Raw genomic sequence first — 25,713 nt, forward strand, 5'->3', positions numbered from 1 at the left:
ATGGGGTCGTGCCTCCATGTACGTCTTACTTTATCTGTCGACCCGAATATAGTGAATTACTTATTTCTTAACGCAACGATAGTTTTTCACTAAAGCGGGCCAGGCAAGACGGCCCCTGCCCCAGCCCGCTGACCACGGGCCTACATGCGACGGAACAAGTCCACCAGGTCTTCACGCATGTCCTGACGACCCATCTCCTCGGTCGTGAAGTCGTCGCCATCGAAGTTCACGCCCAGCATCACCGCCTGACCCGCCTCCAGGTCGGGCTGGAGCGCCACCATGCGGAGCCCTTCCAGATAGTCAGCCACCGCTTCGTCGGCCTCCGCGACAGCCTGGACCTGCTTCTGCATCCACGAGGAGATGTGCAGCACCAGGGTGCCGTCCCACTCCGAGGCGGCGAGCTCCTGCAGGTAGGCGTGGGCCAGCGCCACGTTCTCATCGCGATCCAGCTCGCCCCCCAGCGCCAGGTAGGCCACTTCCTTGTCCGCGGTCACATGCACCGCGGCGGCGGCATCCTCGCCGGAGCGCAGCGTCGCGATCTGGAAGCCCGCCCGCGGATCGGCCGAGAGCATGGATGCGCCCAGGCCACCCGCCAGGGCACCACAGATGGGTGACGGATTATTGATCACGGCCATCGAACCGGCGCCCATCTGGTTGACGATGGCCTGCCCGACCCCGGCACTGGCCATGGAGCGGATGGTCTGTTGCTCGCCAAACGAAAGGGGCTCGGCGGCGGCCAGCATCGGGGTCGCCAGTAGGGCGGCGGACAGGGAGAGGGTCATTGCGGTCTTTTTCATCAGAGACTCCGGTCTTTAAGCTGTATTGGAATATCGTGTTTTACTGATGCTTATGGCGGTATCTCTCCACTCCCGTCCCTTGTGACAGGCAGTGGCCGGACGTCCGACCGCCCACGCGGACGTCGTTTAAACCCGGGCGAGACGCGTTACCCGACCCGCCCGGGCACTTTCAGTCTTGCTCGTCGGCGTCGCCCTCCAGCTGGCTCAGACGGCGGTACAGGCTGCGCTCGCTGATCCCGAGGGTCCTTGCCAGCGCACGGCGGTCCCCGGGGTACACCGCAGCCGCGTGCCGCAGGTATTCGCGCTCGATCTCGTCCAGCGGGCGCAATGACTGCGGATGCAGCAACCCTTCCAGTCCGCCAGTCCTCGCCCCGACCGGGGACGCACCGCCTTGCCGCACGCGGTCCGGCAGGTGTTCCGGACGGATCGCCTCGCCGTCTGCCAGCAAGGCCGCGCGCTCGAGAATGTTGCGCAGCTCGCGCACATTGCCGGGGAAGGAATACTGCTCGAGAACTCTCAGGGTCTCGTCTTCCAGGCGCGGTGGCACGACCAGATCCAGGCGCTCGCCAAGAGCCTCCAGCAGCAACGGGATGTCCTCCACCCGCTCGCGCAGCGGGGGCACCTCAATCGGAAAGGTGTTGATGCGGTAGTAGAGGTCCTCGCGAAACTCGCCGGCACGCACCATGGACTCGAGGTCGCGGTGGGTCGCGCAGACCAGGCGGAAATCCGCCCGCCGCGACTCGACGCCTCCGACCCGGCGATAGGCATGGGTCTCCAGCAGCCGCAACAGCTTGACCTGCTGGCTCAGCGGGATATCCCCCACCTCGTCCAGGAACAGGGTGCCCCCGGCCGACGCCTCGACCAGCCCGGCCTTGGCCGACGCGGCGCCGGTAAAGGCACCGCGCTCGTGGCCGAACAGCTCGCTTTCGAACAGGGTTTCGGTCAGCCCCGAACATTCCACGGGCACGAACGGCGACTTGTGCCGCGGACTCGCCTCGTGAATCGCGCGGGCGATGAGTTCCTTGCCCGTGCCGGACTCGCCAAGCAGGAGGGCCGACGCATTGCTCGGCGCCACCCGGCTGATCATCCCCAGCATGGCATTGAAGGCCCTGGAGCGACCGACCAGCCCGCCGCTGCCCGCCTGTGGCGCGGACACCGGCAGGTGATGCAGGCGTTCGATCAGGTAGCGGATCTCCCCGTCAGCATCCCGGATCGGCAGCAACTCGACGTCCACGTGCTCGCGCCCGGCCTCGGTGTGATGCACGTGCAGCACGCGTTCGCGGTGGCCACTGCCCAGGGCGGCCCGCAGGGGGCAGGACTCCCCCGCCTCGTCGCAGGGGCGGCGGAAACCATGGGAGGCCTCGAAGCAGGTGCGACCGGAGCCATCGCGATCAGTCCCGTAGATGCGCTGGTAGGCGCCATTGGCCGCCAGGATCCGATAATCCGGGGACAGCAGGATGGCCGGTTCACGAAATACCTCCAGCACCTGGCGCAGGGTCCCCACGTTGGGGTCCAGGGGTGCCGACTCCTTCTTCGGGATGCTGGTCACGTCGCCTCGCAACAAGGGGTCCTGGAAGGCGTATCCGACGCCGGAACCGACGCCGTCACGCTGTCCCATAGACACGTTCAGCCGAGCGATGTTCAACACCATGGCATCACCCCTTACTGGTGACCTGACGGCCCGCCATCCGGACCCTGCCCCGCCGCCGGCTCCCTGCAGCCGCGAGGATGGGTGTCCTGAACGGCGGACTCGCGCATTCCCGAACGGCCCTGTGGCACGCGCCGGACGCTCCCGCCTAGTGATACCCGGTCTCCGGGGTCACCTTTCCGCGGAAGACCCAGTAGGTCCAGGCGGTGTAGCCCAGGATGATCGGGATCACGAACAACGCCCCCACCAGAATGAACAACTGCGCATCCGGCGAGGAGGCGGCATCCCAGAAGGTGTAGTCCGGCGGCACCACGTACGGCCACTTGCTCACCAGCAGTCCCAGGTAAGTGGTGATGAACAGGGCAATCGTGGCGACGAACGGGATCCCTTCATCTCGCCGGCGCACCGCGCGGATCAGGACCCAGGCGGAGAACAGCGCCAGCGCCGGGAGCACCCAGAGGTAGTGCCAGGTCCCCATCCAGCGCTCCATCACCTTCGGGTCGATGAACGGGGTAATCAGGCTCACCGCGCCGAACACCAGCAGCACGACCGCCAGCATCCAGGGTGCCACCCGATAGGCAAAGGCCTGGGTATCACCCTCGGTCTTCACAATCAGCCAGGTCGCGCCCAGCAGGGCATAGCCCGCCAGCAGCCCGATGCCGGTGAGGACGGTGAACGGCGTCAGCCAGTCGAGCGGACCGCCGGCGAAGCTGAAGCCGTCCATCTCGAAGCCCTGGATATAGGCACCCACTACCGCGCCCTGGGCGAAGGCCGCCACCGCCGAGCCGATCGCGAAGGCGGCGTTCCACAGGCCCTTGGAGCGGTGCGCCTTGAAGCGGAACTCGAAGGCCACGCCGCGGAAGATCAGCCCCGCCAGCATCAGGAAGACCCCGATATAAAGCGCCGGCAGGAACACCGAGTACACCAGCGGGAAGGCGGCCAGCAGGCCCGCGCCGCCGAGGATCAGCCAGGTCTCGTTGCCGTCCCACACCGGGGCGACGGAGTTCATCATCACGTCGCGCGAGGTCTCCCCCGGGGCGAAGGGGAAGAGGATCCCCACCCCGAGGTCGAACCCGTCCATCAGCACGTAGGCGATCACGCCCACGGCAATGATGACGACCCAGATCAGCGTGATATCAATCGTGGTTTCCATCACTTAGCTCCTTGCGCCGCTGACCGCGGCGTCATCGACGAAGGTGTCAGCGGCCGACAGCGGACGCTTGGCGTGCGCCGGCGCATGCACGGCATCGGCCGGTTCCGGGCCCTGACGCACGATGCGCACCAGGTAGTAGACGCCCCCGGTGAACACCGCCGCGTAGACCGCCACATAGCCGATCAGGGTGAACAGGGCCATGCCACCGGTCAGGGCCGGGGTAATGCCCTCGGCATGATTCATCACGCCGTAGACCAGCCAGGGCGCGCGCCCGGTCTCGGTCACGAACCAGCCCGCGACCACCGCCAGGAACGGCGCCGGGATCATCCAGGCCAGCCCCTTGAGGAACAGCGGCGAGGCATACATCCGGCGGCGGAAGCGCAGCCAGGCGCCCGCCAGCGCGAACAGGATCATCACCATGCCAATCGCCACCATCACGCGGAACGACCAGAAGGTGATGCCTACCGGCGGACGTTCCTCGGCCGGAACCTCCAGCAGGCCAGGCACTTCCCCGTCCATCTCGTGGGTGAGGATGAAGCTCGCCATCTTCGGGATACCGATCTCGAAGTGATTGGTCTCGTTGGCCGAGTCCGGGATCGCGAACAAGAGCAGCGGCGCCCCGCGCTCGGTCTCCCACACGCCTTCCATCGCCGCCACCTTGGTCGGTTGATGTTCGAAGGTGTTGAGGCCGTGGATGTCACCGACCACCAGCTGCGCCGGGGCCGCGAACAGCAGCACCCACATGGTGGTACCCAGGGCCTTGCGGTTCATCACCACGTCGCGCTGGCGCAGCAGGTACCAGGCGGAGACCCCGGCGACCACGAAGCCGGCGGTGAGCAGCGAGGCCAGCCCCATGTGGAAGAAGCGCGGCCAGAAACTCGGGTTGAAGATCGCCGTGATCCAGGACGTGACATGGAACACCCCGTCCTGCAGCTCGAAACCGACCGGTGTCTGCATCCAGCTGTTGGCCACCAGGATCCAGAACGACGAGATGAAGGTGCCCAGCGCGACCATCAGGGCCGAGAACAGGTGCACGCCCTGCGGCACCCGGTCACGCCCGAACAGCAGCACGCCCAGGAACGCTGCCTCCAGGAAGAACGCGGTGAGTACCTCGTAGGACAGCACCGGCCCGAGGAAATTGGCCGTGGCATAGGAGAACGCACTCCAGTTGGTCCCGAACTGGAACGACATCACCAGGCCGGAGACCACGCCCATACCGAAGACCACCGCGAAGATCTTGATCCAGAACTTCGAGATCTGGGTATAGATCGTGTCACCGGTCTTCCAGGCGCGAAATTCCAGAAACGCGATAAACGAAGCCAGCCCGATCGTGAACACCGGGAAGATCGCGTGAAACGAAACCACGAACGCGAACTGGATTCGCGAGAGTAGTATGGGGTCGAGCTCCATGGCCTTTCCTCCGTTATCAGGGGCACGCCGGGATGACGTATCGATGAACCCCTAACAAGTACCGTGCCAGAGTTCCGGTCCGGACCCCGGCGGCGCGCTGCAGGCGACTGGCCCGTGTCTTGGCGCCTGGCCAACGCCCGCCAATGCCGCCCCGGGTCTGCCAGTTTTGGCAGCCAGACCGCAGATGACTGCCATTTATGGCAGGCCGTCACCACCAGCACGGGCGCCCAGGCCCCGACGGGGCGGTCTGCCGGTGTTGGCATGCAACTTGTAAGCATTCCGTCACACGAAGCGCCCGGCAGACGGCGCGACCCTCAGAACTGGCCCGCCCGGTCCCCGGAGCGGCAGACGGATACGCGGAGAGAGCCATGCATCAGCCCGAAGACCCGAAGCACCCCGAGATTGACCAGGCCCTGGCCCGGCAGGCCCGGGAGACCTTGCGAGGACTGTCCCGGCGCGATTTCCTGAAGATCGCCGGTGCCGCCGGCCTGATGTCGGCGACTGGCGTGCAGGCCGCCCCGGCCCGCGCGGCGGTCTCCAGCCAGGCGCGCATCGTGGTGCTCGGTGGCGGGGCCGCCGGCATGACCATGGCCGCCCGCCTGCGCGACCTGCTTGACGGCGCACGCATCACCATCGTCGAGCCCAGCGAGATCCATCATTACCAGCCCGGCTGGACTCTGGTGGCCGCGGGCGTTTATTCCGTGGGCGAGGTCCAGCGCCGCAATGAACGCTATATCCCGCGCGGCGTCGACTGGGTGCGCTCCGCGGTGGCGGCCATCGATCCCGCATCGCAACGGGTCGAGACCACCGACGGCGACCGGCTCGACTACGACTTCCTGGTGGTCGCCACCGGGCTGCACCTGGACTTTGAAGCCATCGAAGGGTTGCGCCGCGGGGATATCGGGCGTCCCGGCCTGACCAGCCTGTATGCCAGCGCCGAGGCCGCGCGCGATGCCTACGAACAGATCCATGCGTTCGGCGAGAACGGCGGGGTGGCGCGGTTTACCATCCCCAATACGCCGATCAAGTGTGCCGGGGCGCCGATCAAGGCGACCTTCATCGCCGATGACCTGCTGCGCTCGGCCGGTCAGCGCGCCGGGGCCGATTTCCACTACCACACGGGGTCGGACACCCTGTTCAGCGTGCAGCGCTTTGACCGCATGGTGCGCGACCTGTATGCAGAACGCGGCGTGAGCGTGAACGACGGAGGTGCCCTGGTGGCGGTGGATGTCGACGCCCGCCAGGCCCAGTTCGAGACCCGCGACGGCGGGCGCGAGACGGTGGACTACGACTATCTCCACGTGACTCCGCCGATGCGCGCGCACGACTTTGTGCGTGACGCCGGGCTGGCGGTGGAGGACGGTCCTCTGGCGGCCGGAGGCTGGCTGGCGGTGGATGACCGCACGCTGCAGCATACGGATTACCCGAACATCTTCGGCGCCGGCGACGTCGTCGCGACCGCGATCGGCAAGACCGCCTCCACCGTGCGCTCGCATGGCGCGGTGATGCCGGACAACCTGGTGGACGTGATCCAGGATCGCGAACCGTCGCGGCAGTTCGACGGCTACACCTCCTGCCCGCTGATCACCGAAGTGGGCAAGGCCGCACTGGTGGAATTCGATTACACCCTGCAGGAGGTGCCGACCTTCAGCTTCCTCGACCAGGGGGAACCCAGCTGGATGTGGTGGCGCCTGAAGGTCCACATGATCAAGCCGCTGTACTTCAACATGCTGCGCGGGCGCTATCTGCGCTAGTCGATGACGCAACCGGGTGGAACAGACGCACAGGCGACGGACGACCGTGCCTCGCCGGGGCAATGGCTGCGCGTGCGGCAACGGCCGCACCGCCGCTGGCTGGCGCTCAGCGCCGCGGGCACGCTGGTGGCCACGCTGGCCACCATTGCGCTGGCGGGGCTGGTGGCCTGGGCGGTGCACGGCACGCTGTTCGCCGCCGCCCCCCCGTACCTGCCGGGCATCCTGCTGGGCGGCCTCGCCTTGCTCGGTCTGCGCTATGCCGCCCAGGCCCTGCGCGACCTGGCGGGACACCGCCTCGCCTTTGCGGTCAAGCAGCAGCTGCGCACCGATCTCCTGCAACAGGTCCGGCATGCCGGGCCCGCGCGCCTGGCCGGACAGACGACCGCGGGCGCCTGGGCGGAGCAGTTCCAGACGCGGGTGGATGACCTGACCGGCTACTATGCGCGTTACCTGCCGGCCCGCCAGGCGGTCATCCTGACGCCACTGGCCATCCTGGCCGCGGCCTTCTGGCTGGACTGGCTCGCCGCCCTGCTGTTGCTGCTCGCCGCCCCGCTGATTCCGGCGTTCATGGCGATCGTCGGCATGGGTGCGGAACAGATCCACCGGCGTCAGCAGGAGGAGGCCAACCGTCTGGCGGGGCACTTCCTCGACCGCATCCGCAGCCTGGACTGGCTGCGCCGGGCCCGCGCCATCACGGCCACCGAGATCGAGGTCGTCGAGCGCAGCCACCAGCAACGGCGCCTGACCATGCGCACCCTCCGGGTCGCATTCCTGTCCTCGGCGATCATGGAGTTCTTCAGCGCGGTCGCGATCGGCATGGTCGCGATCTACATCGGCTTCGCCCTGTTCGGCGCCATCGACTATGGCCCGGCCGGGGACATCACCCTGTTCACCGGGTTGTTCATCCTGCTGCTGGCGCCGGAGTATTTCCTGCCCCTGCGCCAGTTCGCCCAGAGCTACCATGACCGCGCCGGTGCGCTGGCCGCCGCCGAGAGCCTCGCTCCCGCGCTTGCTTCGCCCAACGGGGCCGAGGCTTCAGCCGCGGTCACCGAGGTCACCGGCGGGGACGAGACCGACCCCTTGCTGAAACTCGAGGATGTGATGGTGCACTACCCGGGTCAGCGCACACCGGTCCTGCAGCATCTCGACCTCGAGATTCAAGCGGGGGCGCATCTCGCACTGACCGGCCCCAGTGGCAGCGGAAAATCCACCCTTCTGGCGGTATGTGCCGGCTTTCTGCCCCCCACCGAGGGCCGCATTCAACGCCATGCCCGGGCCCGCCATTTCGCCTGGATCGACCAGGATGCCCATCTGTTCCACGGCAGCCTGCGCGAAAACCTGCAGCTGGCCCGCCACGCAATGATCCCCGATGCAGAGATGGCCACGGCACTGGAACAGGCCGGGTTACCCCTCGACGCGCCCGAGCTCCCCGACGGCCTGGACACCGCCATCGGCGAGGCCCGGCACGGCCTCTCCGGCGGCCAGGCCCAGCGGGTCGCCGTCGCGCGCGCACTGCTCTCCGGGCACCGCCTCTGGCTGCTCGACGAACCGACCAGCGCGCTCGACGTGGAGACCGAAGAGGCACTCCTGGACACGCTGTTCCGGCTGGCCGACACCCGTGGCCTGACGCTGGTGATCGCGAGCCATCATGCCGCCATCCACCGGCGCTGCCCGCAACAGCTGGAGCTGGCGCCGGTCACGCCGGAGACACCCCATGCGTGACGAAACCCGCGCCAACCTCGCCTTTCTGCACCGCGTCTTCCGCCGGCGCCGCGTCTGGTACTGGGGCGCCTGGGGCCTGCTGGCATTGACCTGGATCGCCGGGATCGCCCTGCTGGCGCTGTCCGGCTGGTTTATCACCGCGACCGCGCTGGCCGGCGCCGGACTTCTGGCCACCCTGGACCTCTACGTACCGTCCGGTGGCATCCGTACCGCCGCGATCAGCCGCACCCTGGCACGCTATTTCGAGCGTCTGGTCAGTCACGAGGCGGTGCTGCGCAGCCTGGCCGATCTGCGCGGCCACAGCTTCCGCGGGCTCGCCGCACTGCCCATGGCACGCGTTCGCGCCTACCGCAGTGGCGACCTGCAGACCCGCCTGACCAGCGACATCGACACCCTCGATGGGATGCCCCTGCGGGTGGTCGGACCGATGGTCGCCGCCGCCATCAGCCTCGTGGTCACGCTGGTCATCGCGATCTGGCTGGCGCCCTGGCCCGCCGCGGCCGTGCTCGCCGTCTCCGGTCTTGCAACACTTGCCGTCTCCGCGCTGCTCGCGCTGGCCGGGCAGCGCCGAAGCCATGCGCTGGTGCAGGCCCGGGCACGCGAACGCATCGGGCTGTTCGACTACATCGGCGGCCTGGCCGAGCTTCTGGCCTACAACCGGGCCCGCGAACACGAGGCCTCACTGCGCCGCGAGAACGCGACCTACGCGCGCCAGCAACGCGCCCAGGAGGCGTTCGGCGTTGGGTCTGAACAGGCCGTGCAGGCCGTGGTCGGCGCATCCGCGCTGCTGATGCTGGTCCTCGCCCTGGGCTGGTACCGCGACGGGACCCTGAGCGCGCCTGTGGCGGTACTGCTGCCGCTGATGACCCTGGGATTGGGCGAGGTCCTCGGCAGCCTGCCCGGGGCGTGGTGGCGTGCCGGCGAGAGCCTGAAGGCCGCCGGGCGCGTGCAGCATCTCGAAGCAGCCGGGCAGGCCCCGGCAGGGGCCGCACGCCCGGCCCCTGCCGGCCACGCCCCCGTGCTGCAGGCCCACGGCCTGACCATCGGCTTTCACCGCGAACGCCCGCTGCTCGGCCCCCTGGACCTCACCCCCGCGCGCGGCCGTCCGCTGGTGATCAGCGGGGCCAGCGGGCGCGGCAAGAGCACGCTGCTGGACACCCTCGCCGGCGAACTGCCGCCCCTGACCGGGCGCATCGCGCTTGGCGGCGACGATCTCGATCGAATCTCGGCCGACACCCGGTACCGCCATCTCAGCTACCTGCCTCAGGGGCTGCAACTGCCGGACACCTCCCTCCGCGACATCCTGGAGCCGCGTCACACACATCTCAGCGATGCGGCCCTGTGGGAGGCTCTGGAGCAGGTGGATCTGGCGGATGCCGTGCGTGGCACGGAAGAAGGCCTGGACTACCGCATCGGCGAAGCTGGCTCGTACCTCTCCGGCGGCCAGCGGCGCCGGCTCGCCCTGGCGGCGATCCTCCTTCAGGACCGTCCCGTCGTCCTGCTCGATGAACCCTTCGCCGGCCTCGACCCGAGGACCCTCGAGCGCGTACTGTCCCGCATCGGCCCGTGGCTGAACCAGCGCCAGTGCCTGCTCGTGACCCACGCCCCGGAATCCCTGCCGCGCGACTGGCCCCGCCTCGATCTCGGCCGCCCCGCCCCCTCCTGAACCCGGACCGAAGGGATACCCCCGCAGTCGAAATGCGAACAGCGCCGCGCGGACCTCGTCGCCGGGGAATATAGAGAGTAAGGGGGTGACGGCCGGCTCCGCCGCCCGCCCTCCGGCATGCTGGCGCCGCAGGGCGCCAATGGTCGAACCATCGTTCTATATCTCGGGTTCGAATCCCGGAAACCTCGGGGGCCAGACGTGCGAAAGGGGCCACTTGGGCCCCTTTGCGGTATTTGGCGGAGAGTGAGGATTACGCCCGGCTGCGCCGGTCGCCCTTCGGGCCGCCTTCGCTGCGCTGCGGCGTTCCGGTGTCGCTGCGCGCCACCGGTCGAACCATCGTTCTCATATCTCGGGTTCGAATCCCGGAACCCTCGGGGGCCAGACGTGCGAAAGGGGCCACTTGGGCCCCTTTGCGGTATTTGGCGGAGAGTGAGGGATTCGAACCCTCGATGGGCTTTTGACCCATACTCCCTTAGCAGGGGAGCGCCTTCGACCGCTCGGCCAACTCTCCGGAAACGCGGCACAGGATACGTTCTTGGGCGGCCAAATGAAAGGCCCGCAGGCGGTGATCCGCCTCCGGGCCCTGACATTGCCTGCCGAGGGTTCAGTCGTCGCGTGCGCCTGCGGCCACACCCCCGGCCCCGGTACTACCACCGCCACCGGAGTTCTCCCCGCCGCCGTCACCGCCGGCGACGTTCGATTCGCGCTGGATGCGCTGAAAGATCTCCTCGCGATGAACCGCGACGTCCTGAGGTGCGTTGATGCCGATGCGGACTTGATTGCCCTTGACCCCCAGGACGGTGACGGACACATCCTCGCCGATCATGAGGGTCTCGCCCACACGTCGAGTCAAAATGAGCATGCTCTTCTCCGCAGTGCCTGTGTCGGACGGAGTCGGTCGTCCGGTAACCGTTTTACGGTCTGTCATCCTTAACCGTCCTCCTGTTGACCGGCAGGGTCGTGTTCGAGTTCAAATGCATCGTGCAATGCACGTACCGCAAGTTCGAGGTACTTCTCATCCACCACCACGGAGATCTTGATTTCCGAGGTGGAGATCATCCGGATGTTGATGGTTTCGCGCGACAAGGCCTCGAACATCTTGCTGGCAATGCCGGCGTGCGAGCGCATACCGACGCCCACCACCGAGATCTTCACGATGTGGGTGTCGCCGGCGACCTCCCGAGCGTTGAGGTCCCTGGCCGCCGCCTGCAGGATCTCCAGGGCCTTGTCGTAGTCGTTGCGATGAACCGTAAAGGTGAAGTCGGTGGTCTGATCCGCGCCCACGTTCTGCACGATCATGTCCACCTCGATATTGGCCTCCGCGATCGGACCGAGGATGCGATGCGCGACCCCCGGCTGATCGGGGACGCCCTGAATCGTCAGCTGGGCCTCGTTCTGATTGAACGCGATACCCGCAACCAGCGCCTGTTCCACCTGCGCATCCTCCTCCGTGGTAATCAGGGTCCCCGGTCCTTCCTCGAACGAGGACAGCACTCGTAACGGGACGTTGTACTTGCCGGCGAATTCCACCGCCCGGATCTGCAGCACCTTGGAACCGAGGCTTGCCATCTCCAGCATCTCCTCGAAGGTGATGCTGTGCAACCGGCGGGCATTCGGGACCAGGCGCGGATCGGTGGTGTAGACGCCGTCGACATCCGTGTAGATGCGGCACTCGTCGGCCTTGAGCGCCGCGGCCAGCGCGACTGCGGTGGTATCCGAGCCCCCCCGGCCCAGGGTGGTGATCGCACCGTGTTCGTCCACGCCCTGGAAACCGGCCACAACCACCACGCGCCCGGCGTCCAGGTCGCCCCGCACGCGGGCATCGTCGATGCTGCGGATGCGGGCCTTGTTGTGCGCGCTGTCGGTGCGGATGGTCACCTGCGCGCCGGTGTAGGAGCGCGCGTCGCAGCCGCGCGCCTCCAGCGCCATCGCCAGCAGCGCGATGGTGACCTGCTCGCCGGTGGACAGCAGCACGTCCAGCTCGCGGCCATCCGCCCGCGGGTTCAGCGCGTGGGCGAGCCCCAGCAGACGATCGGTCTCGCCGCTCATCGCGGAGACCACGATCACCAGCTGGTGCCCTTCCTCGCGCAGTTTCAGGGCGCGTTCCGCGACCGCCTGGATGCGTTCGGGCGAGCCCACCGAGGTGCCGCCAAATTTGAGTACCAGCAACGCCATTTGAAGATTCCGTTCCGTGCCCGGCCCTTGCGGCCGTCCGGACAGGGCGCACCCCATCCATTAGCGTTTACTTAAAAGGCCACCATTAGACAACAAAATATCCGTCGTTGCGAGGCCCGTCAGCGGCGGCGCTATCCCCCGGAGATCGCCGCGGCGCTACGCGCCTCGCGATGACAAGACCACCGTCGTTGCGAGGCCCCGTCAGGGGCCGCGGCAACCGCCGTCCGAAGCCACCGGAACCACCCGCCTTCCAGCGCCGGGGCCACCGCCTGGAGATCGCCACCGCGCTGCGCACCTCGCGATGACGGGCGTGCTAGTGACGGAAACCGTCAGGCCCGTTCGCGCACCCAGTCGGCGACCGAGGCCAGCGCCGCATCCAGTTTGTCCGGGCTCTGGCCACCGGCCATCGCCATGTCCGGGCGGCCGCCGCCCTTGCCGTCCACCTGCGCGGCGACATGACCGACCAGGTCGCCGGCCTTGAACTGGCCGGTCTCGGCCTTGGTGACGCCCGCCACCAGGCTGACCTTGCCCTCGCCGGTGGCGGTACCCAGAACCACGACCGCCTTGCCAAGTTTCTGCTTGAGCTGGTCGACCATGTCGCGCAGGGCCTTGGGCTCCACGCCTTCGACCTTCGCGGCCAGCACCTGCACGCCGCCGACCTCCTGCGCCTGCGAGGCCAGATCGCTGCCGGCCTGGCTGGCCAGCTTGCCCTTGAGCTGTTCGATCTGCTTTTCCAGTTCGCGCGAGCGCTCCTGCAACTGGGCGACCTTGTCGGCCGCCTCGCCACGCCCGGCGCGCAGGCGATCGGCAATCGCATCCAGATACCCCAGCTGCTGGTCGACCCAGCGCAGCGCCACCTCGCCGGCCACCGCCTCGATACGGCGAATACCGGCCGCCACCCCGCCCTCGGAGGTGATGCGGAACAGGCCGATATCGCCGGTACGATCCACATGCGTGCCGCCGCACAGCTCCACGGAGGTGCCGATCTTCAGCACCCGCACCTGATCGCCGTACTTCTCGCCGAACAGCGCGACCGCGCCGGACTCCATCGCCGACTCGATGTCCATCACGCGGGTGTCGGTGGCCTCGTTGGCCAGGATCTCGGCGTTCACCTGGGCCTCGATGGCACGCAGCTGCTCGTCGGTCAGCGGCTCCATGTGGGTGAAGTCGAAGCGCAGGCGCTCCGGGTCCACCAGCGAGCCCTTCTGCTGGACGTGGTCACCCAGCTGGTCACGCAGGGCCTTGTGCAGCAGGTGGGTCGCCGAGTGATGGCGACGGATGTTCTCGCGGCGCGGGCCTTCCACCGCGGCCTGCAGCGTCTGGCCAACCTCCAGCGTGCCGGCACGGACCTGGCCGACATGGATATGCGCCGCGCCCTGCTTGCGCGTATCGGCGACCTGGAAGCGCACGCCGGAGCCACTGAGCGTGCCAACATCGCCCACCTGGCCGCCGGACTCGCCGTAGAACGGCGTGCGGTCCAGTACCACCAGACCTTCGGCGCCGACCTCGAGTCGTTCGACCGGCTCGCCGTTCTGGTACAGCGCGACCACGCGACCCTCGTCGTCGACGGTCTCGTAGCCGGAGAATGTGGTCTCGAGATCGACCTGCGGCAGGCCGCCGTCGTCCATGGCGAAGTGGCTGGCGGCGCGGGCCCGGGCACGCTGATCGGCCATCGCGGACTCGAAGCCCGCCATATCCAGCTCCAGGCCGCGCTCGCGGGCGATATCGCCGGTCAGGTCCACCGGGAAGCCGTAGGTGTCATACAGCAGGAAGATGGTCTCGCCCGGGATCACCGTGCCCTCGAGATCGCGCAGGTCGTCCTCGAGGATCTTCATGCCCTTGTCGAGCGTCTCCAGGAACTTGCGCTCTTCCTTCTCCAGCACCTTCTCGACCTGCGCCTGCGCCTCGGCCAGCTCCGGGAAGGCCTCGCCCATCGCGCGCACCAGATCACCGACCATCTGGTACAGGAACGCATCCTGGGCCCCGACCTTGAAGCCATGGCGCGCGGCGCGTCGGATGATTCGGCGCAGCACGTAGCCACGCCCTTCGTTGGACGGCAGCACGCCATCGGTGATCAGGAAAGCGATGGAACGGATGTGGTCGGCGATCACACGCAGCGAGGCGGAGTCCGACTCCTTCGCCCCGGTCACCCGCGCGGCAGCAGCGATCAGGTCCTGGAACAGGTCGATTTCGTAGTTGGAGTGCACACCCTGCAGCACGGCCGCCAGGCGCTCCAGGCCCATGCCGGTATCCACCGACGGGCGTGGCAGCGGGTTCAGCGTGCCGTCCGCGTCGCGGTCGTACTGCATGAACACGAGGTTCCAGATCTCGATGTAGCGATCGCCGTCCTCGTCCGGGGAACCGGGCGGTCCGCCCTCCACTGCCGGGCCGTGGTCGTAGAAGACCTCGGTGCACGGGCCGCAGGGGCCAGTATCGCCCATCTGCCAGAAGTTGTCGGAACCGCCATCGGGGTCATCGCCGATGCGGATGATGCGCTCGGCCGGGACCTGGATCTCGTTCGCCCAGACGTTGTAGGCGTCGTCGTCGGTCTCGTAGACCGTGACCCACAGCTTCTCCGGCGGCAGGCCGATGGTCTCGGTCAAAAACTGCCAGGCGTAGTGGATCGCATCACGCTTGAAGTAGTCGCCGAAGCTGAAGTTGCCCAGCATCTCGAAGAAGGTGTGGTGGCGCGCGGTATAGCCGACGTTCTCGAGATCGTTGTGCTTGCCCCCGGCACGCACACAGCGCTGGGTGGAGACCGCCCGGGTATACGGGCGCTTCTCGCGGCCCAGGAACACATCCTTGAACTGCACCATGCCCGCGTTGGTAAACAGCAACGTGGGGTCATTGCCCGGTACCAGCGGGCTGGACGGCACGATCGTATGGCCATGCCCTTCAAAGAATTCGAGGAAACTCCGGCGAATGTCGGCGCTTTTCATGCGGTTCCGGTGAGCGTTGGGGTCAAACCCGGAATGCTATCACGCAAGCGCCCCAGCCGCGTATTGCCGGGCCCGCCTTCGGGCCATGTTGCCCCTCATTGCGAGGCCCCGAAGGGACCGTGGCAATCGTCGGTGGGTCACTCGACGCCTGGATCAGGTGGCCGTGGATGCAGATTGCTTCGTCGCGTTGCGCCTCGCAATGACGTCGTCTTTGTCCCGTCATTGCGAGCGTAGCGAAGCAATCGCTTTACGGAACCCCCCGATCCCGATTCCGGCCAGGCCTGGCCGAGTGCCACGCCCTCTTCGCCGCCTCGCAATGACGCACCATGATCGCCGTCATTGCGAGGCGCGCGGCCACGAAGCGATCGGCAAGGACCTCCCCAGTCGCGTTCAACCCACGATGTCGTCGAACAGATCCCGCCACCCGGGGTTCACCTGCTCGATCAGCGCAACCTTCCTGCGCCGCGGGCCCGCCTTCAGCTGCTTTTCGCGCTCAATCGCGGATTCCATCTCCACGCATTGCTCGAACCATACGAGCCGATGCAGACCGTAGCGGCTGGTGAACCCGGATACCTCTCCCGAGCGATGCTGCCAGACCCGCTGCACCAGGTTGCTGGTCACACCCACGTAGAGGGTCCCGTCACGACGGTTGCTCATCATGTAGACACAGGGCTGTTTCATCGCTCCCTCCCTGGGCGACTGCACATTGGTACTCAGCGGCCGAGAATCCTTTCGGCCATTCACCACCGAGACACTAGCGTGCCCCCAACACAAGGACGTCATTGCGAGGCCCCGAAAGGGCCGTGGCAATAGCTGGTGGGTCACTCGGCGTCTGGGTCGGGTGGCTCTGGACACAGATTGCTTCGTCGCGGGGCTCCTCGCAATGACGGGGTGAGAAATACGTCATTGCGAGGCCCCCAAAGGGTCCGTGGCAATCGGCTGGGTCCGGCCAGACCCCGGATCTGGTGGTTCTCTCGGGGATTGCTTCGTCGCTTCGCTCCTCGCAATGACGTTCCTCCAAACCCGTCATTGCGAGGAGCGAAGCGACGAAGCAATCGGTCAGGAGATACCAGCGTCGTCTTTCCAGGCGGCGAGGGCCTGGTGGGCGACGCCGCCGGGGAAGCCGCGGCCGGCCAGGTGGCGGAGCATGCGGGCCTCGTCCTCGCGGGTCTCGGGGGGGTGGCGGAAGTGGCGTTCGAGCTGGCCGCGGGCCTGATCGGTCCAGTCGACCTCCAGGGCATCGAGGGCGGCATTGACGGTATCGCTGCCGATGCCGTTGTGGGCGAGTTCGGCGCGGATGCGCTGTTCGCCGTAGCCCTGCTCCGTGCGGTGGCGGGCCATGAAGTCCGCGTAGCGGGTGTCGCTCAGGTAGTCGAGCTCGCGCGCGCGCTCGAGCGCGGAATCGACCGCATCCCGCTCGAACCCACGCTCGGCCAGCTTGCGGCTCAGCTCCAGCGCGGAGTGTTCGCGCCGGACCAGCAACCGCAGGCCCGCCTCCAGCGCGGCGTCCGGGTCGGCCGGGTCAGCCCTGCTCCTCGACCGGGGCATCGACCGGCTCGTCCTCCGCCGCGGCCTTGTTGCGCTTCGGCAGCAGGCGGTCGCGCAGGGTCTTTTCGACTTCCTCGGCGATGTGCGGGTTGTCCTTCAGGTACTGGCGGGCGTTCTCCTTGCCCTGGCCGATACGCTCGCCGTTGTAGCTGTACCAGGCGCCCGCCTTGTCGATCAGGCCTTCCTTCACGCCCATCTCGATGATCTCGCCGACCCGCGAGATGCCCTCGCCATAGAGGATCTCGAAGTAGGCCTCCTTGAACGGGGGCGCCATCTTGTTCTTCACGACCTTCACGCGGGTCTCGTTGCCGATCACCTCGTCGCCCTTCTTGATCGCGCCGATACGGCGGATGTCCATGCGCACGGAGGAGTAGAACTTGAGCGCATTGCCGCCGGTGGTGGTCTCGGGGCTGCCGAACATCACGCCGATCTTCATGCGGATCTGGTTGATGAAGATGACCAGGGTGTTGGAGCGCTTGATGTTGGCGGTCAGCTTGCGCAGGGCCTGCGACATCAGGCGTGCCTGCAGGCCGACGTGGGAGTCGCCCATCTCGCCCTCGATCTCCGCCTTGGGCGTCAGCGCGGCCACGGAATCGACGATCACCACGTCCACCGCACCGGAGCGCACCAGCATGTCGGCGATCTCCAGCGCCTGCTCGCCAGTATCCGGCTGCGAGACCAGCAGGTCGTCCACGTTTACGCCCAGCTTCTCGGCGTAGGTCGGGTCCAGCGCATGCTCGGCATCCACGAACGCGGCGGTACCGCCCACCTTCTGCGCCTCGGCCACCACCTGCAGGGTCAGGGTCGTCTTGCCCGAGGACTCCGGCCCGTAGATCTCGACCACGCGCCCGCGCGGCACGCCGCCGATGCCCAGCGCGATGTCCAGCGCCAGGGAGCCCGTGGAGATCGCGGGGACGTCGACCGCCTGTTGATCGCCCATGCGCATCACCGCGCCCTTGCCGAATTGGCGTTCGATCTGCCCCAGTGCGGCGGTCAGGGCCTTCTTGCGATTCTCGTCCACGGTTTGCCTCCCGATACTTGCAGCGATGGTTTCCGACCCGTTGCCCAACCCGGGGCGGATACGGGGCCGCAGTATCCCACAGGGCGGGGAGCGACCCAACCCGGGATCCTGCGCGGATCAATGCCGGGCACGAAACCCGCCCCGAGCGGCGTCAGGCCGCCTCGTGGGCGAGCAGTTCGCTCAGGGCGTGGAGCATTGACTGCAGACGAACGGCGTGGCGTTCGCCGGGGAAATGGCGGGTCGCGACGCGCACCTCCTGGCCGCGCGTCTGCCAGCCGAAGCAGACCGTACCGACCGGCTTGTCCGCGGTGCCGCCACCGGGCCCGGCGATCCCGGTGACCGAGAGCGCATGATCCGCATCGCAGCGGGCCAGTGCGCCCTCGACCATCGCGCGGGCCACGGCCTCGCTGACCGCGCCGTGTTCCGCGATCAATTCGGCCGGGACCCCGACCATCGCCGTCTTGGCCGCGTTGGAGTACGCCACCCAGCCGCATTCGAACCATTGCGAGCTGCCCGGAACATCGGTCATCGCCTGGGCGATGCCGCCACCGGTGCAGGATTCCACGGTGCATAGACGCTCGCCCCGTGCCATCAGGCGCTCGCCCAGGTCGTACACCAGCGCGGAGAGGCCGGGGGCGTCGGTTTCCCCCGAAGTCAGGATCGTGCTGCTGGATGCGGCGGTCATGGCGCGATCATCCCTCCGTATCGAAGGCGACCGCAACCCGCCAGCCGCCGCCATCTGCCGGATCGACGGCGTCGCAGCGCACCACGCGGCCGTGGCGCTCCAGCCCCGCCAGGCGGCCATCGGGACTCGGCACCACCACGCTGACATCGACCCCCGGGTCGGTCTCGCGCTGGACCACGAACGCACAGCCCGTCGCCGACAGGTCCTCCAGCCGCACCGCGACCGACTCGCCGCTGGAGCGCCAGGTCATGCGCGCCTCGCCCTGCACCTGCATCCGCCGGTGATTGCGCCGATCCTCTTCCCCGATCATGTTCGCCCCTCCCTGACGTGGCGTCCGCCGCACGGCCTCGAGTGTGGCACAACATGCCAGGCCAGACCCACCTGCCATGTGGCGCGCTGCATCCGTATACTGCGCGTTTGCCCGGATCGAGCGCAGCCGAACCGATGAGCACCGCCGAACCCCTTTCCGCCCATACCCCGATGATGCAGCAGTACCTCGGCATCAAGGCCGAGTACCCGGACACGCTGCTGCTCTATCGCATGGGCGATTTCTACGAGCTGTTCTACGACGATGCCGAGCGCGCGGCCTCGCTGCTCGACATCACCCTGACCCGGCGCGGCGAGTCCGCCGGGCAGCCGATCCCCATGGCCGGGATCCCGGTGCACACCCTGGAGAGCTATCTCTCGCGCCTGCTGAAGCTGGGCGAGAGCGTGGCCATCTGCGAGCAGACCGGCGCGGTAGGCGCGCAGAAGGGCCCGGTCAAACGCGAGGTGGTGCGCATCGTCACCCCCGGCACGGTTACCGAAGAGGCCCTGCTGGAGGCCCGCAGCATCAACCGGCTGGTCGCCGTCTGCCCCGCCGGCTCGGCCGCAATCAAGGGCCGCAAGGAGGGCTACGGGATCGCCAGTCTGGAGTTCGCCAGCGGCCAGTTCCGCCTGCTGGAGGTGCGCGACGCGACCGAACTGGCCGCCGAGCTGGCGCGTCTGGACCCGGTGGAATGCCTGATCCCCGATCAGGCCGCGCCGATCCCCGGGATCGACGGATTCGCGCCACAACGCCACGCGGACTGGCACTTCGACGGCGTCTCCGCGCGGCGCGTGCTCACCACACACTTCGGCACCCGCGACCTCTCCGGCTTCGGCTGCGACGGCCTCGACCTCGGCATCGCCGCCGCCGGCGCCCTGCTCGCCTACGTGCAGAACCGCTATCGCGGCGATCTCGCCCACATCACCGGTCTGGCGCACGAACTGCGCAGCCAGATGCTGGTGCTCGACCCGGCCACCCGCCGCAACCTGGAACTGACCCGGACGCTCGGCGGCGAACGCCAGGGATCGCTGCTGGCCCTGCTGGACACCACCCGCTCGGCGATGGGTTCGCGCCGGCTGCTGCAGTGGCTGCACCAGCCGCTGCGCGACCGTGCCGTCATCCGCGAGCGCCAGACCGCGATCACCGCGCTGCTGGAGGCCGACGCCACCACGCCCCTGCGCGAGGCCCTGGCCGGCAGTGCGGATGTCGAACGCATCCTGTCGCGCATCGTCCTTGGCAGCGCGCGCCCACGTGACCTGACCGCCCTGCTCGCGAGCCTCGAACGCCTGCCGCCGCTGCACCAGGCCCTGACGCCCGTGGCCGGGAACAGCGACGCCCTGCAGGCCCTGCATCAGGCCCTGGCCCCGGAGGCCGACCTGAGCACCACTCTGGCCGCCGCGCTGGTCGAGGAGCCCCCGCTGCGCGTCACCGACGGCGGCATGATCCGACCGGGCTTCGATGCCGAGCTGGACCGCCTGCGCGCACTGGAGCACGACGCCGACTCGTTCCTGCGCGAGATCGAGGCACGCGAGCGCGAGGCCACCGGCATCCCCACCCTGAAGGTCGCCTACAACCGCGTGCACGGTTACTACATCGAGGTCTCGCGCACGCGCTCGGCGGAGCTGCCCGGACGCTTCATGCGCCGCCAGACCCTGAAGAACGCCGAGCGCTACACCACCGAGGAACTCAAGCGCTTCGAGGACGAGATCCTCTCCGCCCGCGAGCAGGCGATGGCCCGCGAGCGCGCCCTGTTCGACGGCCTGATCACCGAGCTTCAGGGCCGCGCCCCGCGCCTGCGCGCCATCGCCGACGCGCTCGCCGAACTGGACGCCCTCGCCTGCCTGGCCGAGCGCGCCCAGCGCCTGGACTGGCACTGCCCGGAACTGGTGGAGAATCCCGGCATCCGCATCGAGCAGGGGCGCCACCCGGTGGTGGAGGCCGGTCTGGACGCGCCGTTTGTCGCCAACGACACCGAACTGGACCCCGAAGAACGCCGCCTGCTGGTGATCACCGGGCCCAACATGGGAGGCAAGTCCACCTACATGCGTCAGACGGCCCTGATCGTGCTGCTGGCCTGCATGGGCAGCTTCGTGCCGGCCGCGCGGGCGCAGATCGGGCCGGTGGACCGCATCTTCACCCGCATCGGGGCCTCCGACGACCTGACCTCCGGGCGCTCCACCTTCATGGTGGAGATGACCGAGGCCGCGAATATCCTGCACAACGCCGGTCCCGAAAGCCTGGTGCTGATGGACGAGATCGGGCGCGGCACCAGCACCTTCGACGGGCTGGCGCTCGCGCTGGCCTGCGCCGAACGCCTGGCGCGCCACAACCGCGCGCTGACCCTGTTCGCCACGCATTACTTCGAGCTGACCGCACTGGCCGAACGCGAAGCGGCCGTGGCCAACGTGCACACCGACGCCATGGAGCACGAACACAGCATCGTGTTCCTGCACCAGGTCCGCGAGGGGCCGGCCAACCAGAGCTACGGGCTGCAGGTCGCGCAACTGGCCGGGGTGCCGGCCGACGTGCTGAAACTCGCCCGCACCCACCTGCGCGAGCTGGAGGACCGCGCCGCGGCCGCCGACTCGCCCCAGCTCGGCCTGTTCACCGCGCCCCCCGGGCCAGCGGCCGCCGAACCGGAGCCCGAGGCGCGCCCCGCGCCGGCCCCGGAAGAACGCGCCCTGAAGGCCCTGTTCGACACCCTGGACCCGGACGAGATGTCCCCGCGCGAGGCCCTGGACGCGCTCTACCGCATGAAGGACGCGCTGCGCAACCCGGATTGACGCGCTCGTTGTGCGGCCCTGAAGGGGCCGTGGCAATCCGTTTCGGGACCATCGGAATTCAGCGGGGGACCCCGCGCCGGGGTGCCCCGAGAGATCGCCACGTCGCTTCGCTCCTCGCGATGACGGTTAAAGCGATGGCCGCTCCTGGCAATGATGGATTAAGGGTAGGGTTGCGCCCTGCGATGAGGGGTTGAGGAGTGGCCACACCTTGCGGTGACGAGATGGTTCCCCTGTCATTGCGAGGTCCCGGAGGGGACGTGGCAATCGGTCCGCCGCTGGCGCGAGGCCCCCGAATGTGGCCAGGGTTCGCCCGGGATTCCCGACAGCCGCGGGGGAGGCGTTACAATGCGGCGAAATCCTGCCGGCTGTCGGTGCCACGGCCGGTTCACGCTCGGCCAGGGCGGTCAGCGGAAACGACCGGTCACAAGACTGAACAAAAAGGGAGAAACACCATGACGTTCGTCGTTATCGATAACTGCATCAAGTGCAAGTACACCGACTGCGTCGAGGTCTGCCCCGTCGACTGCTTCCACGAAGGCCCGAACTTCCTGGCCATCGATCCGGACGAGTGCATCGACTGCACCCTGTGCGAACCGGAGTGTCCGGCCGAAGCCATACTGCCGGAGGACGACGTACCAGAGGACCAGATGCATTTCATCGAGCTGAATGCCGAGCTCGCGCGCACCTGGCCGGTGATCACCGCGCGCAAGGACCCGCCGGAAGACGCCGAGGAATGGGACGGCGTCGAGAACAAGCTGCAGTACCTCGAACGCTAGCCTCGAACGCCCGCCCCGCTCGCGAGCCCCGGACGCGGCCCCGGGGCTCGTATTGGGAAGCCACTGCCGCTGCAGCTACCGTTCATTTCCCTTCTACGGTGGCACTAACACGGCCGAACACGCCCCCTGCATGATCCGCCTCGCGCGCGCTGCTCCTCGCTGAGCTGACCCTGCGCGCCGCGCGGCCGTCGGGGTGCCAGCTGGCTGGCGTATCGGGGGCACCCGACACCGGGCCATCATCTCGCCCCCCTGCCCGATGCAGGACCTCCGCAGGACCGCGGGCCGATCGCCCCCGCGGACCTGTCTCGCCTGGTAGCCACCTCGTTCCATCCGGTTTTTCCCCACGATTTCCGCAAGTTGCAACTGGTTTTCCGAAAAGCCGCGCGCGAACTGTTTCAACGGCGGTACATCCGCAACCCCGATCCTGACGGTTCATCACAACCATCCCATTGTTTTCTCGATCTATTCCGGTTTTGGCGCGACTCCTGCTACCGGGTTTGGTCGTGGCGCCCATGGCGCAAAGGGCCCGGTCGCCACGCTGCCCTCGGGCGCAGTCCAACCAGCCAAAAGGAGATTCATGATGAACTTCAAGAAAACGCTTATTGCTTCCGCGATCGCACTTGCCTTCGGCCTGAGTTCCGGTCTGGCACTGGCCAATCCGACCAACACGGCGGAAGGCGAGGTCGGCGATCAGACCGCTACCGCCTCCTCGACCGCCGACAATGGCGGCGCATCCGCGAACGAGAACTCGCTGGCGGTGGCGATCAATGACTCCGATCTGTCCGACAGCTCCGACAACAGCACCAGTGTGGCCGACTCCGGGAACACCACGGTCTCGGATTCGGGCAATGACAGCTCCGACAACAGTCTGAACATCGCCGACTCCGGCAACGACAGTTCGGACAACAGCACGAATGTGGCGGACTCCGGCAACACGACGGTCTCCGACTCCGGCAATGACAGTTCCGACAACAGCCTGAACATCGCCGACTCGGGCAACGACAGCTCGGATAACAGCCTGAACATCTCCGACTCGGGCAACGACAACTCGGACAACAGCCTGAACATCGCCGACTCGGGCAATGACAACTCGGATAACAGCCTGAACATCGCCGACTCGGGCAATGACAGCTCCGATAACAGCCTGAACATCTCCGATTCGGGCAACGACAGCTCCGACAACAGCTCGGCCAATGCCGACGACAACAGTGCCGCGGCCAACAACGGCTCCACTGCCAGCGTGACCCGCGATCAGAGCGACAACTCGGACAACAGCCTGGCGGTCATGGATTCCGGCAACAACACCGCCACCGACAGCTTCAACACCATGCTGCAGGTCAACGCGGTGGTGAGCCAGAACGAGCTGTCCGGCACGGTCACCGGGAACTATGTGGACATCGCCGAGGGTGCGCGCAACATCGCCCGCAACTCGATCGGTTCCGATTCCTTCGTGGCCCCCGCCGGCATCACCCAGGTCTCGCAGAACAGCGGGGCCAACAGCCTGACGCAACAGCAGGTATCGGTGCAGGCACACCTCAATCTGGGCAACTAGTCCGTGCCACGCGGCGGGTCCGAGACCCGTCGCGTCACGGCCCTGCACTGGAGAATCCGGTCATGCGCCTCCATCCGAGATATTCGCAATCCTTGTTCACCCGATCCTTGTTCACCCGATCCTTGTTCGCCGCGATGCTGGGCACGCTGCTCCTGGCGGCCGGTTCCGCCAGCGCGGCCGACCCTCGCGACAGTCAAACAAACCTCGCCGCATCCGGCACGCTGGACCTTCAGGGCCTGACGTCGGTGGATGCCGACACCCTCAACCAGCAACGGGCGCGCCAGGGGGTCAGCAACATCCAGCTGGGCCAGGTCCACTCCCAGATCGCCCTGCATGACAACGTCGTTATGGGCGGCCATGGCGGCACCAACCTGATCGCGCCGGGCGCCTTCGACAATGCCCGCGGGTTTTCCACCGTCATCCAGAACACCGGCCATAACGTGGCCATCCAGGAATCCATGATCGTGAACGTCACGATCCACCCGTGAACATGCGGCACCACCACCTTCTGCTTGCGCCGGGGATCCTGGTGCTTGCCCTGCTGGCACCCCAGGCGCTGCAGGCCCAGGCGGGCGGGGCGCAGGTTCCCGGGATGATTGGCAGCATGAACGTCCCGGTCGAGAGCATGAAGGCCCTGCGCTTTCGCTCGGTGGTCCCGCAGCAATACGACTTCAGCTGCGGCTCCGCCGCACTGGCCACCCTGCTCAGTTACCACTACGACCGGCCCACGGTGGAAACCACCACCTTTGACGGCATGTTCCGCCGCGGTGACCAGGACCTGATCCGGGCCCAGGGCTTTTCGCTGCTGGACATGAAGAACTACCTCGGGGCGGAGGCCGGCCTGGCGGCGGACGGCTTCCGGATCGGCCTGGACGACCTGGAGGGGCTGGGCGTGCCCGCCATCGCGATGATCGAGACGCGCGGCTATCGGCACTTTGTGGTCATCAAGGGCCTGCGCGAGGGCGAGGTCCTGGTCGGGGACCCGGCCCTGGGATTGAAGAGCTACCGCCGACCCGAGTTCGAGGCGGCCTGGGTAAACGACATCCTGTTCATCATCCGCGAAGAGGTCGAGCGCGCCCGCGCGAACTTCAACGCCCCCCAGACGTGGGCCGCCATCACCCGCGCACCCGTCGAGGACGGCGTGGTGCGCCGCGACCTGGCCAGTTTCACCCTGAATCTGCCACGGGCCCGGGAATGGTAACGTCCATGGCCCCCATATCCCCGCAGCGATGCGATGCCTCGCCCCCCCGAGGGCCGCGGACCGGTTCGACGCTTGCCCGCCTGGCGCTTTGCATCCTCGCCGTCGGCCTGCCCGTCGCGGCCCAGGCACTGGAAACGCTTCCCGGCGCGGGTGACCCGCGGGTGGTCGCCGATGCGGTGCTGGCCGAGCAGCGCGGTGGCTTCTTCGGCCGCGACGGGCTGCAGATCGCGATCGGCCTGGAACAGATCACGGCCCTGAATGGCGAGATCCTGCACCAGAGCACGCTGCATCCACTGGGAACCCTTGGCGCCGCGACGAGCCACCCCTCCGCCGGTCGCATCACGATTCTCAACGCGACGGCGGGCCTCCCGGCACAGACGTTCGTCTCGGAAACGGCCAGCGGCCAGGGCTGGGTCACGACCATCCAGAACCAGCTGGACGGTCAGGCCATCCAGCACCAGACAATCCTGCAACTGGAGCTGCGCAACCTGCAGATGCCGCGCAGCGACCTTGGCCGGGCCCTGGAGCAGCAGCTAACCGACGGCGGTCGCGGCTGGTAGCCCCGCCGCCGTCGTT

21 protein-coding genes and 1 tRNA gene are annotated in these 25,713 nt (G+C 67.6%); 9 read left to right on the forward strand and 13 right to left on the reverse strand.

The genetic code is table 11. The features are described 5' to 3' along the window. Positions 1-140: 140 nt before the first annotated feature. From D105_RS0104670 to D105_RS0104685, 4 genes are all read right to left on the reverse strand, one after another. Complete coding sequence (locus D105_RS0104670) at positions 141-797, reverse strand: hypothetical protein (RefSeq protein WP_018877661.1); 657 nt, start codon at positions 795-797, stop codon at positions 141-143. A 169-nt stretch (positions 798-966) separates the two neighbouring features. Then, positions 967-2,448, reverse strand: a complete 1,482-nt coding sequence (locus D105_RS0104675) for a sigma-54-dependent Fis family transcriptional regulator (RefSeq protein WP_018877662.1) — start codon at positions 2,446-2,448, stop codon at positions 967-969. Positions 2,449-2,593: 145 nt separating this feature from the next. Then, on the reverse strand, positions 2,594-3,598 hold the full coding sequence (cydB, locus tag D105_RS0104680; RefSeq protein ID WP_018877663.1) for a cytochrome d ubiquinol oxidase subunit II: 1,005 nt from the start codon (positions 3,596-3,598) through the stop codon (positions 2,594-2,596). Positions 3,599-3,601: 3 nt separating this feature from the next. After that, a complete protein-coding gene (locus tag D105_RS0104685) occupies positions 3,602-5,008 on the reverse strand; it encodes a cytochrome ubiquinol oxidase subunit I (RefSeq protein WP_018866038.1) in 1,407 nt (468 codons plus the stop codon). Positions 5,009-5,376: 368 nt separating this feature from the next. Here D105_RS0104685 and D105_RS0104690 point away from each other — a divergent pair, with 368 nt between their 5' ends. The 3 genes from D105_RS0104690 to cydC are packed head-to-tail and all read left to right on the forward strand — an operon-like array spanning position 5,377 to position 10,150. Continuing rightward, complete coding sequence (locus tag D105_RS0104690; protein ID WP_018877664.1) at positions 5,377-6,762, forward strand: NAD(P)/FAD-dependent oxidoreductase; 1,386 nt, start codon at positions 5,377-5,379, stop codon at positions 6,760-6,762. 3 nt (positions 6,763-6,765) lie between these two features. Continuing rightward, the gene (gene cydD / locus D105_RS0104695) at positions 6,766-8,484 is read left to right on the forward strand and encodes a thiol reductant ABC exporter subunit CydD (protein ID WP_196801057.1); all 1,719 of its coding nucleotides are present in this window, start codon (positions 6,766-6,768) and stop codon (positions 8,482-8,484) included. Then, a complete protein-coding gene (gene cydC, locus D105_RS0104700; RefSeq protein WP_018877666.1) occupies positions 8,477-10,150 on the forward strand; it encodes a thiol reductant ABC exporter subunit CydC in 1,674 nt (557 codons plus the stop codon). The genes cydD and cydC overlap by 8 nt, the downstream gene beginning before the upstream one ends. A 420-nt stretch (positions 10,151-10,570) precedes the next feature. On the opposite strand, the gene D105_RS0104705 is transcribed toward cydC, so the two are convergent. The 9 genes from D105_RS0104705 to D105_RS0104745 form a co-directional block, all read right to left on the reverse strand. After that, positions 10,571-10,661, reverse strand: a tRNA-Ser gene (locus D105_RS0104705). A gap of 93 nt (positions 10,662-10,754) precedes the next feature. Next, on the reverse strand, positions 10,755-11,012 hold the full coding sequence (csrA, locus tag D105_RS0104710; RefSeq protein ID WP_026279180.1) for a carbon storage regulator CsrA: 258 nt from the start codon (positions 11,010-11,012) through the stop codon (positions 10,755-10,757). Positions 11,013-11,080: 68 nt separating this feature from the next. After that, on the reverse strand, positions 11,081-12,325 hold the full coding sequence (locus D105_RS0104715) for an aspartate kinase (protein WP_018866033.1): 1,245 nt from the start codon (positions 12,323-12,325) through the stop codon (positions 11,081-11,083). Between the two features lie 329 nt (positions 12,326-12,654). Next, the gene (gene alaS, locus D105_RS0104720) at positions 12,655-15,264 is read right to left on the reverse strand and encodes an alanine--tRNA ligase (RefSeq protein ID WP_018877667.1); all 2,610 of its coding nucleotides are present in this window, start codon (positions 15,262-15,264) and stop codon (positions 12,655-12,657) included. 390 nt (positions 15,265-15,654) lie between these two features. Then, positions 15,655-15,945, reverse strand: a complete 291-nt coding sequence (locus D105_RS0104725) for a GIY-YIG nuclease family protein (RefSeq protein WP_018138519.1) — start codon at positions 15,943-15,945, stop codon at positions 15,655-15,657. 378 nt (positions 15,946-16,323) lie between these two features. Further along, positions 16,324-16,812, reverse strand: a complete 489-nt coding sequence (locus D105_RS0104730; protein ID WP_026280409.1) for a regulatory protein RecX — start codon at positions 16,810-16,812, stop codon at positions 16,324-16,326. After that, positions 16,787-17,833 carry a recombinase RecA gene (recA, locus tag D105_RS0104735; protein ID WP_018877669.1) on the reverse strand — a complete coding sequence of 349 codons (1,047 nt, stop codon included), beginning with the start codon at positions 17,831-17,833 and terminating at the stop codon, positions 16,787-16,789. The genes D105_RS0104730 and recA overlap by 26 nt, the downstream gene beginning before the upstream one ends. 151 nt (positions 17,834-17,984) lie before the next feature. Then, on the reverse strand, positions 17,985-18,518 hold the full coding sequence (locus D105_RS0104740; RefSeq protein WP_018877670.1) for a CinA family protein: 534 nt from the start codon (positions 18,516-18,518) through the stop codon (positions 17,985-17,987). A gap of 7 nt (positions 18,519-18,525) precedes the next feature. Beyond that, a complete protein-coding gene (locus D105_RS0104745) occupies positions 18,526-18,828 on the reverse strand; it encodes a PilZ domain-containing protein (RefSeq protein WP_018877671.1) in 303 nt (100 codons plus the stop codon). Between the two features lie 134 nt (positions 18,829-18,962). Here D105_RS0104745 and mutS point away from each other — a divergent pair, with 134 nt between their 5' ends. The 6 genes from mutS to D105_RS0104775 all read left to right on the forward strand — a co-directional run bounded on the left by mutS (position 18,963) and on the right by D105_RS0104775 (position 25,697). Next, entirely contained in the window at positions 18,963-21,608 is a 2,646-nt protein-coding gene (gene mutS, locus D105_RS0104750; protein WP_018866027.1) for a DNA mismatch repair protein MutS, read from the forward strand. Positions 21,609-22,060: 452 nt separating this feature from the next. After that, positions 22,061-22,384 carry a ferredoxin FdxA gene (fdxA, locus tag D105_RS0104755; RefSeq protein WP_018866026.1) on the forward strand — a complete coding sequence of 108 codons (324 nt, stop codon included), beginning with the start codon at positions 22,061-22,063 and terminating at the stop codon, positions 22,382-22,384. A gap of 580 nt (positions 22,385-22,964) precedes the next feature. After that, positions 22,965-23,936, forward strand: coding sequence for a hypothetical protein (locus D105_RS0104760; RefSeq protein WP_018876290.1), 972 nt, complete (start codon positions 22,965-22,967; stop codon positions 23,934-23,936). A 134-nt stretch (positions 23,937-24,070) separates the two neighbouring features. Beyond that, the gene (locus D105_RS0104765) at positions 24,071-24,424 is read left to right on the forward strand and encodes a hypothetical protein (RefSeq protein WP_018866024.1); all 354 of its coding nucleotides are present in this window, start codon (positions 24,071-24,073) and stop codon (positions 24,422-24,424) included. Next, entirely contained in the window at positions 24,421-25,137 is a 717-nt protein-coding gene (locus D105_RS0104770; protein WP_018877672.1) for a C39 family peptidase, read from the forward strand. The genes D105_RS0104765 and D105_RS0104770 overlap by 4 nt, the downstream gene beginning before the upstream one ends. Before the next feature lie 80 nt (positions 25,138-25,217). Next, positions 25,218-25,697 (forward strand): hypothetical protein, encoded by a 480-nt coding sequence (locus D105_RS0104775; RefSeq protein ID WP_028484600.1) that lies wholly within the window; start codon positions 25,218-25,220, stop codon positions 25,695-25,697. Positions 25,698-25,713 lie beyond the last annotated feature (16 nt).

Origin of the sequence: Thioalkalivibrio sp. ALE28 (assembly GCF_000377425.1) — a bacterium.
In the GTDB taxonomy this organism is placed as follows: domain Bacteria; phylum Pseudomonadota; class Gammaproteobacteria; order Ectothiorhodospirales; family Ectothiorhodospiraceae; genus Thioalkalivibrio.

Coding starts and splice junctions, on each gene's coding strand:
- cydC (WP_018877666.1), top strand. CDS start 8,477: ATGCGTGACGAAACCCGCGCCAACCTCGCCTTTCTGCACCGCGTCTTC.
- mutS (WP_018866027.1), top strand. CDS start 18,963: ATGAGCACCGCCGAACCCCTTTCCGCCCATACCCCGATGATGCAGCAG.
- alaS (WP_018877667.1), bottom strand. CDS start 15,264: ATGAAAAGCGCCGACATTCGCCGGAGTTTCCTCGAATTCTTTGAAGGG.
- D105_RS0104760 (WP_018876290.1), top strand. CDS start 22,965: ATGAACTTCAAGAAAACGCTTATTGCTTCCGCGATCGCACTTGCCTTC.
- D105_RS0104690 (WP_018877664.1), top strand. CDS start 5,377: ATGCATCAGCCCGAAGACCCGAAGCACCCCGAGATTGACCAGGCCCTG.
- D105_RS0104745 (WP_018877671.1), bottom strand. CDS start 18,828: ATGATCGGGGAAGAGGATCGGCGCAATCACCGGCGGATGCAGGTGCAG.
- D105_RS0104725 (WP_018138519.1), bottom strand. CDS start 15,945: ATGAAACAGCCCTGTGTCTACATGATGAGCAACCGTCGTGACGGGACC.
- D105_RS0104685 (WP_018866038.1), bottom strand. CDS start 5,008: ATGGAGCTCGACCCCATACTACTCTCGCGAATCCAGTTCGCGTTCGTG.
- fdxA (WP_018866026.1), top strand. CDS start 22,061: ATGACGTTCGTCGTTATCGATAACTGCATCAAGTGCAAGTACACCGAC.
- D105_RS0104670 (WP_018877661.1), bottom strand. CDS start 797: ATGAAAAAGACCGCAATGACCCTCTCCCTGTCCGCCGCCCTACTGGCG.
- D105_RS0104675 (WP_018877662.1), bottom strand. CDS start 2,448: ATGGTGTTGAACATCGCTCGGCTGAACGTGTCTATGGGACAGCGTGAC.
- D105_RS0104765 (WP_018866024.1), top strand. CDS start 24,071: ATGCTGGGCACGCTGCTCCTGGCGGCCGGTTCCGCCAGCGCGGCCGAC.
- csrA (WP_026279180.1), bottom strand. CDS start 11,012: ATGCTCATTTTGACTCGACGTGTGGGCGAGACCCTCATGATCGGCGAG.
- D105_RS0104730 (WP_026280409.1), bottom strand. CDS start 16,812: ATGCCCCGGTCGAGGAGCAGGGCTGACCCGGCCGACCCGGACGCCGCG.
- cydB (WP_018877663.1), bottom strand. CDS start 3,598: ATGGAAACCACGATTGATATCACGCTGATCTGGGTCGTCATCATTGCC.
- D105_RS0104715 (WP_018866033.1), bottom strand. CDS start 12,325: ATGGCGTTGCTGGTACTCAAATTTGGCGGCACCTCGGTGGGCTCGCCC.
- cydD (WP_196801057.1), top strand. CDS start 6,766: ATGACGCAACCGGGTGGAACAGACGCACAGGCGACGGACGACCGTGCC.
- D105_RS0104740 (WP_018877670.1), bottom strand. CDS start 18,518: ATGACCGCCGCATCCAGCAGCACGATCCTGACTTCGGGGGAAACCGAC.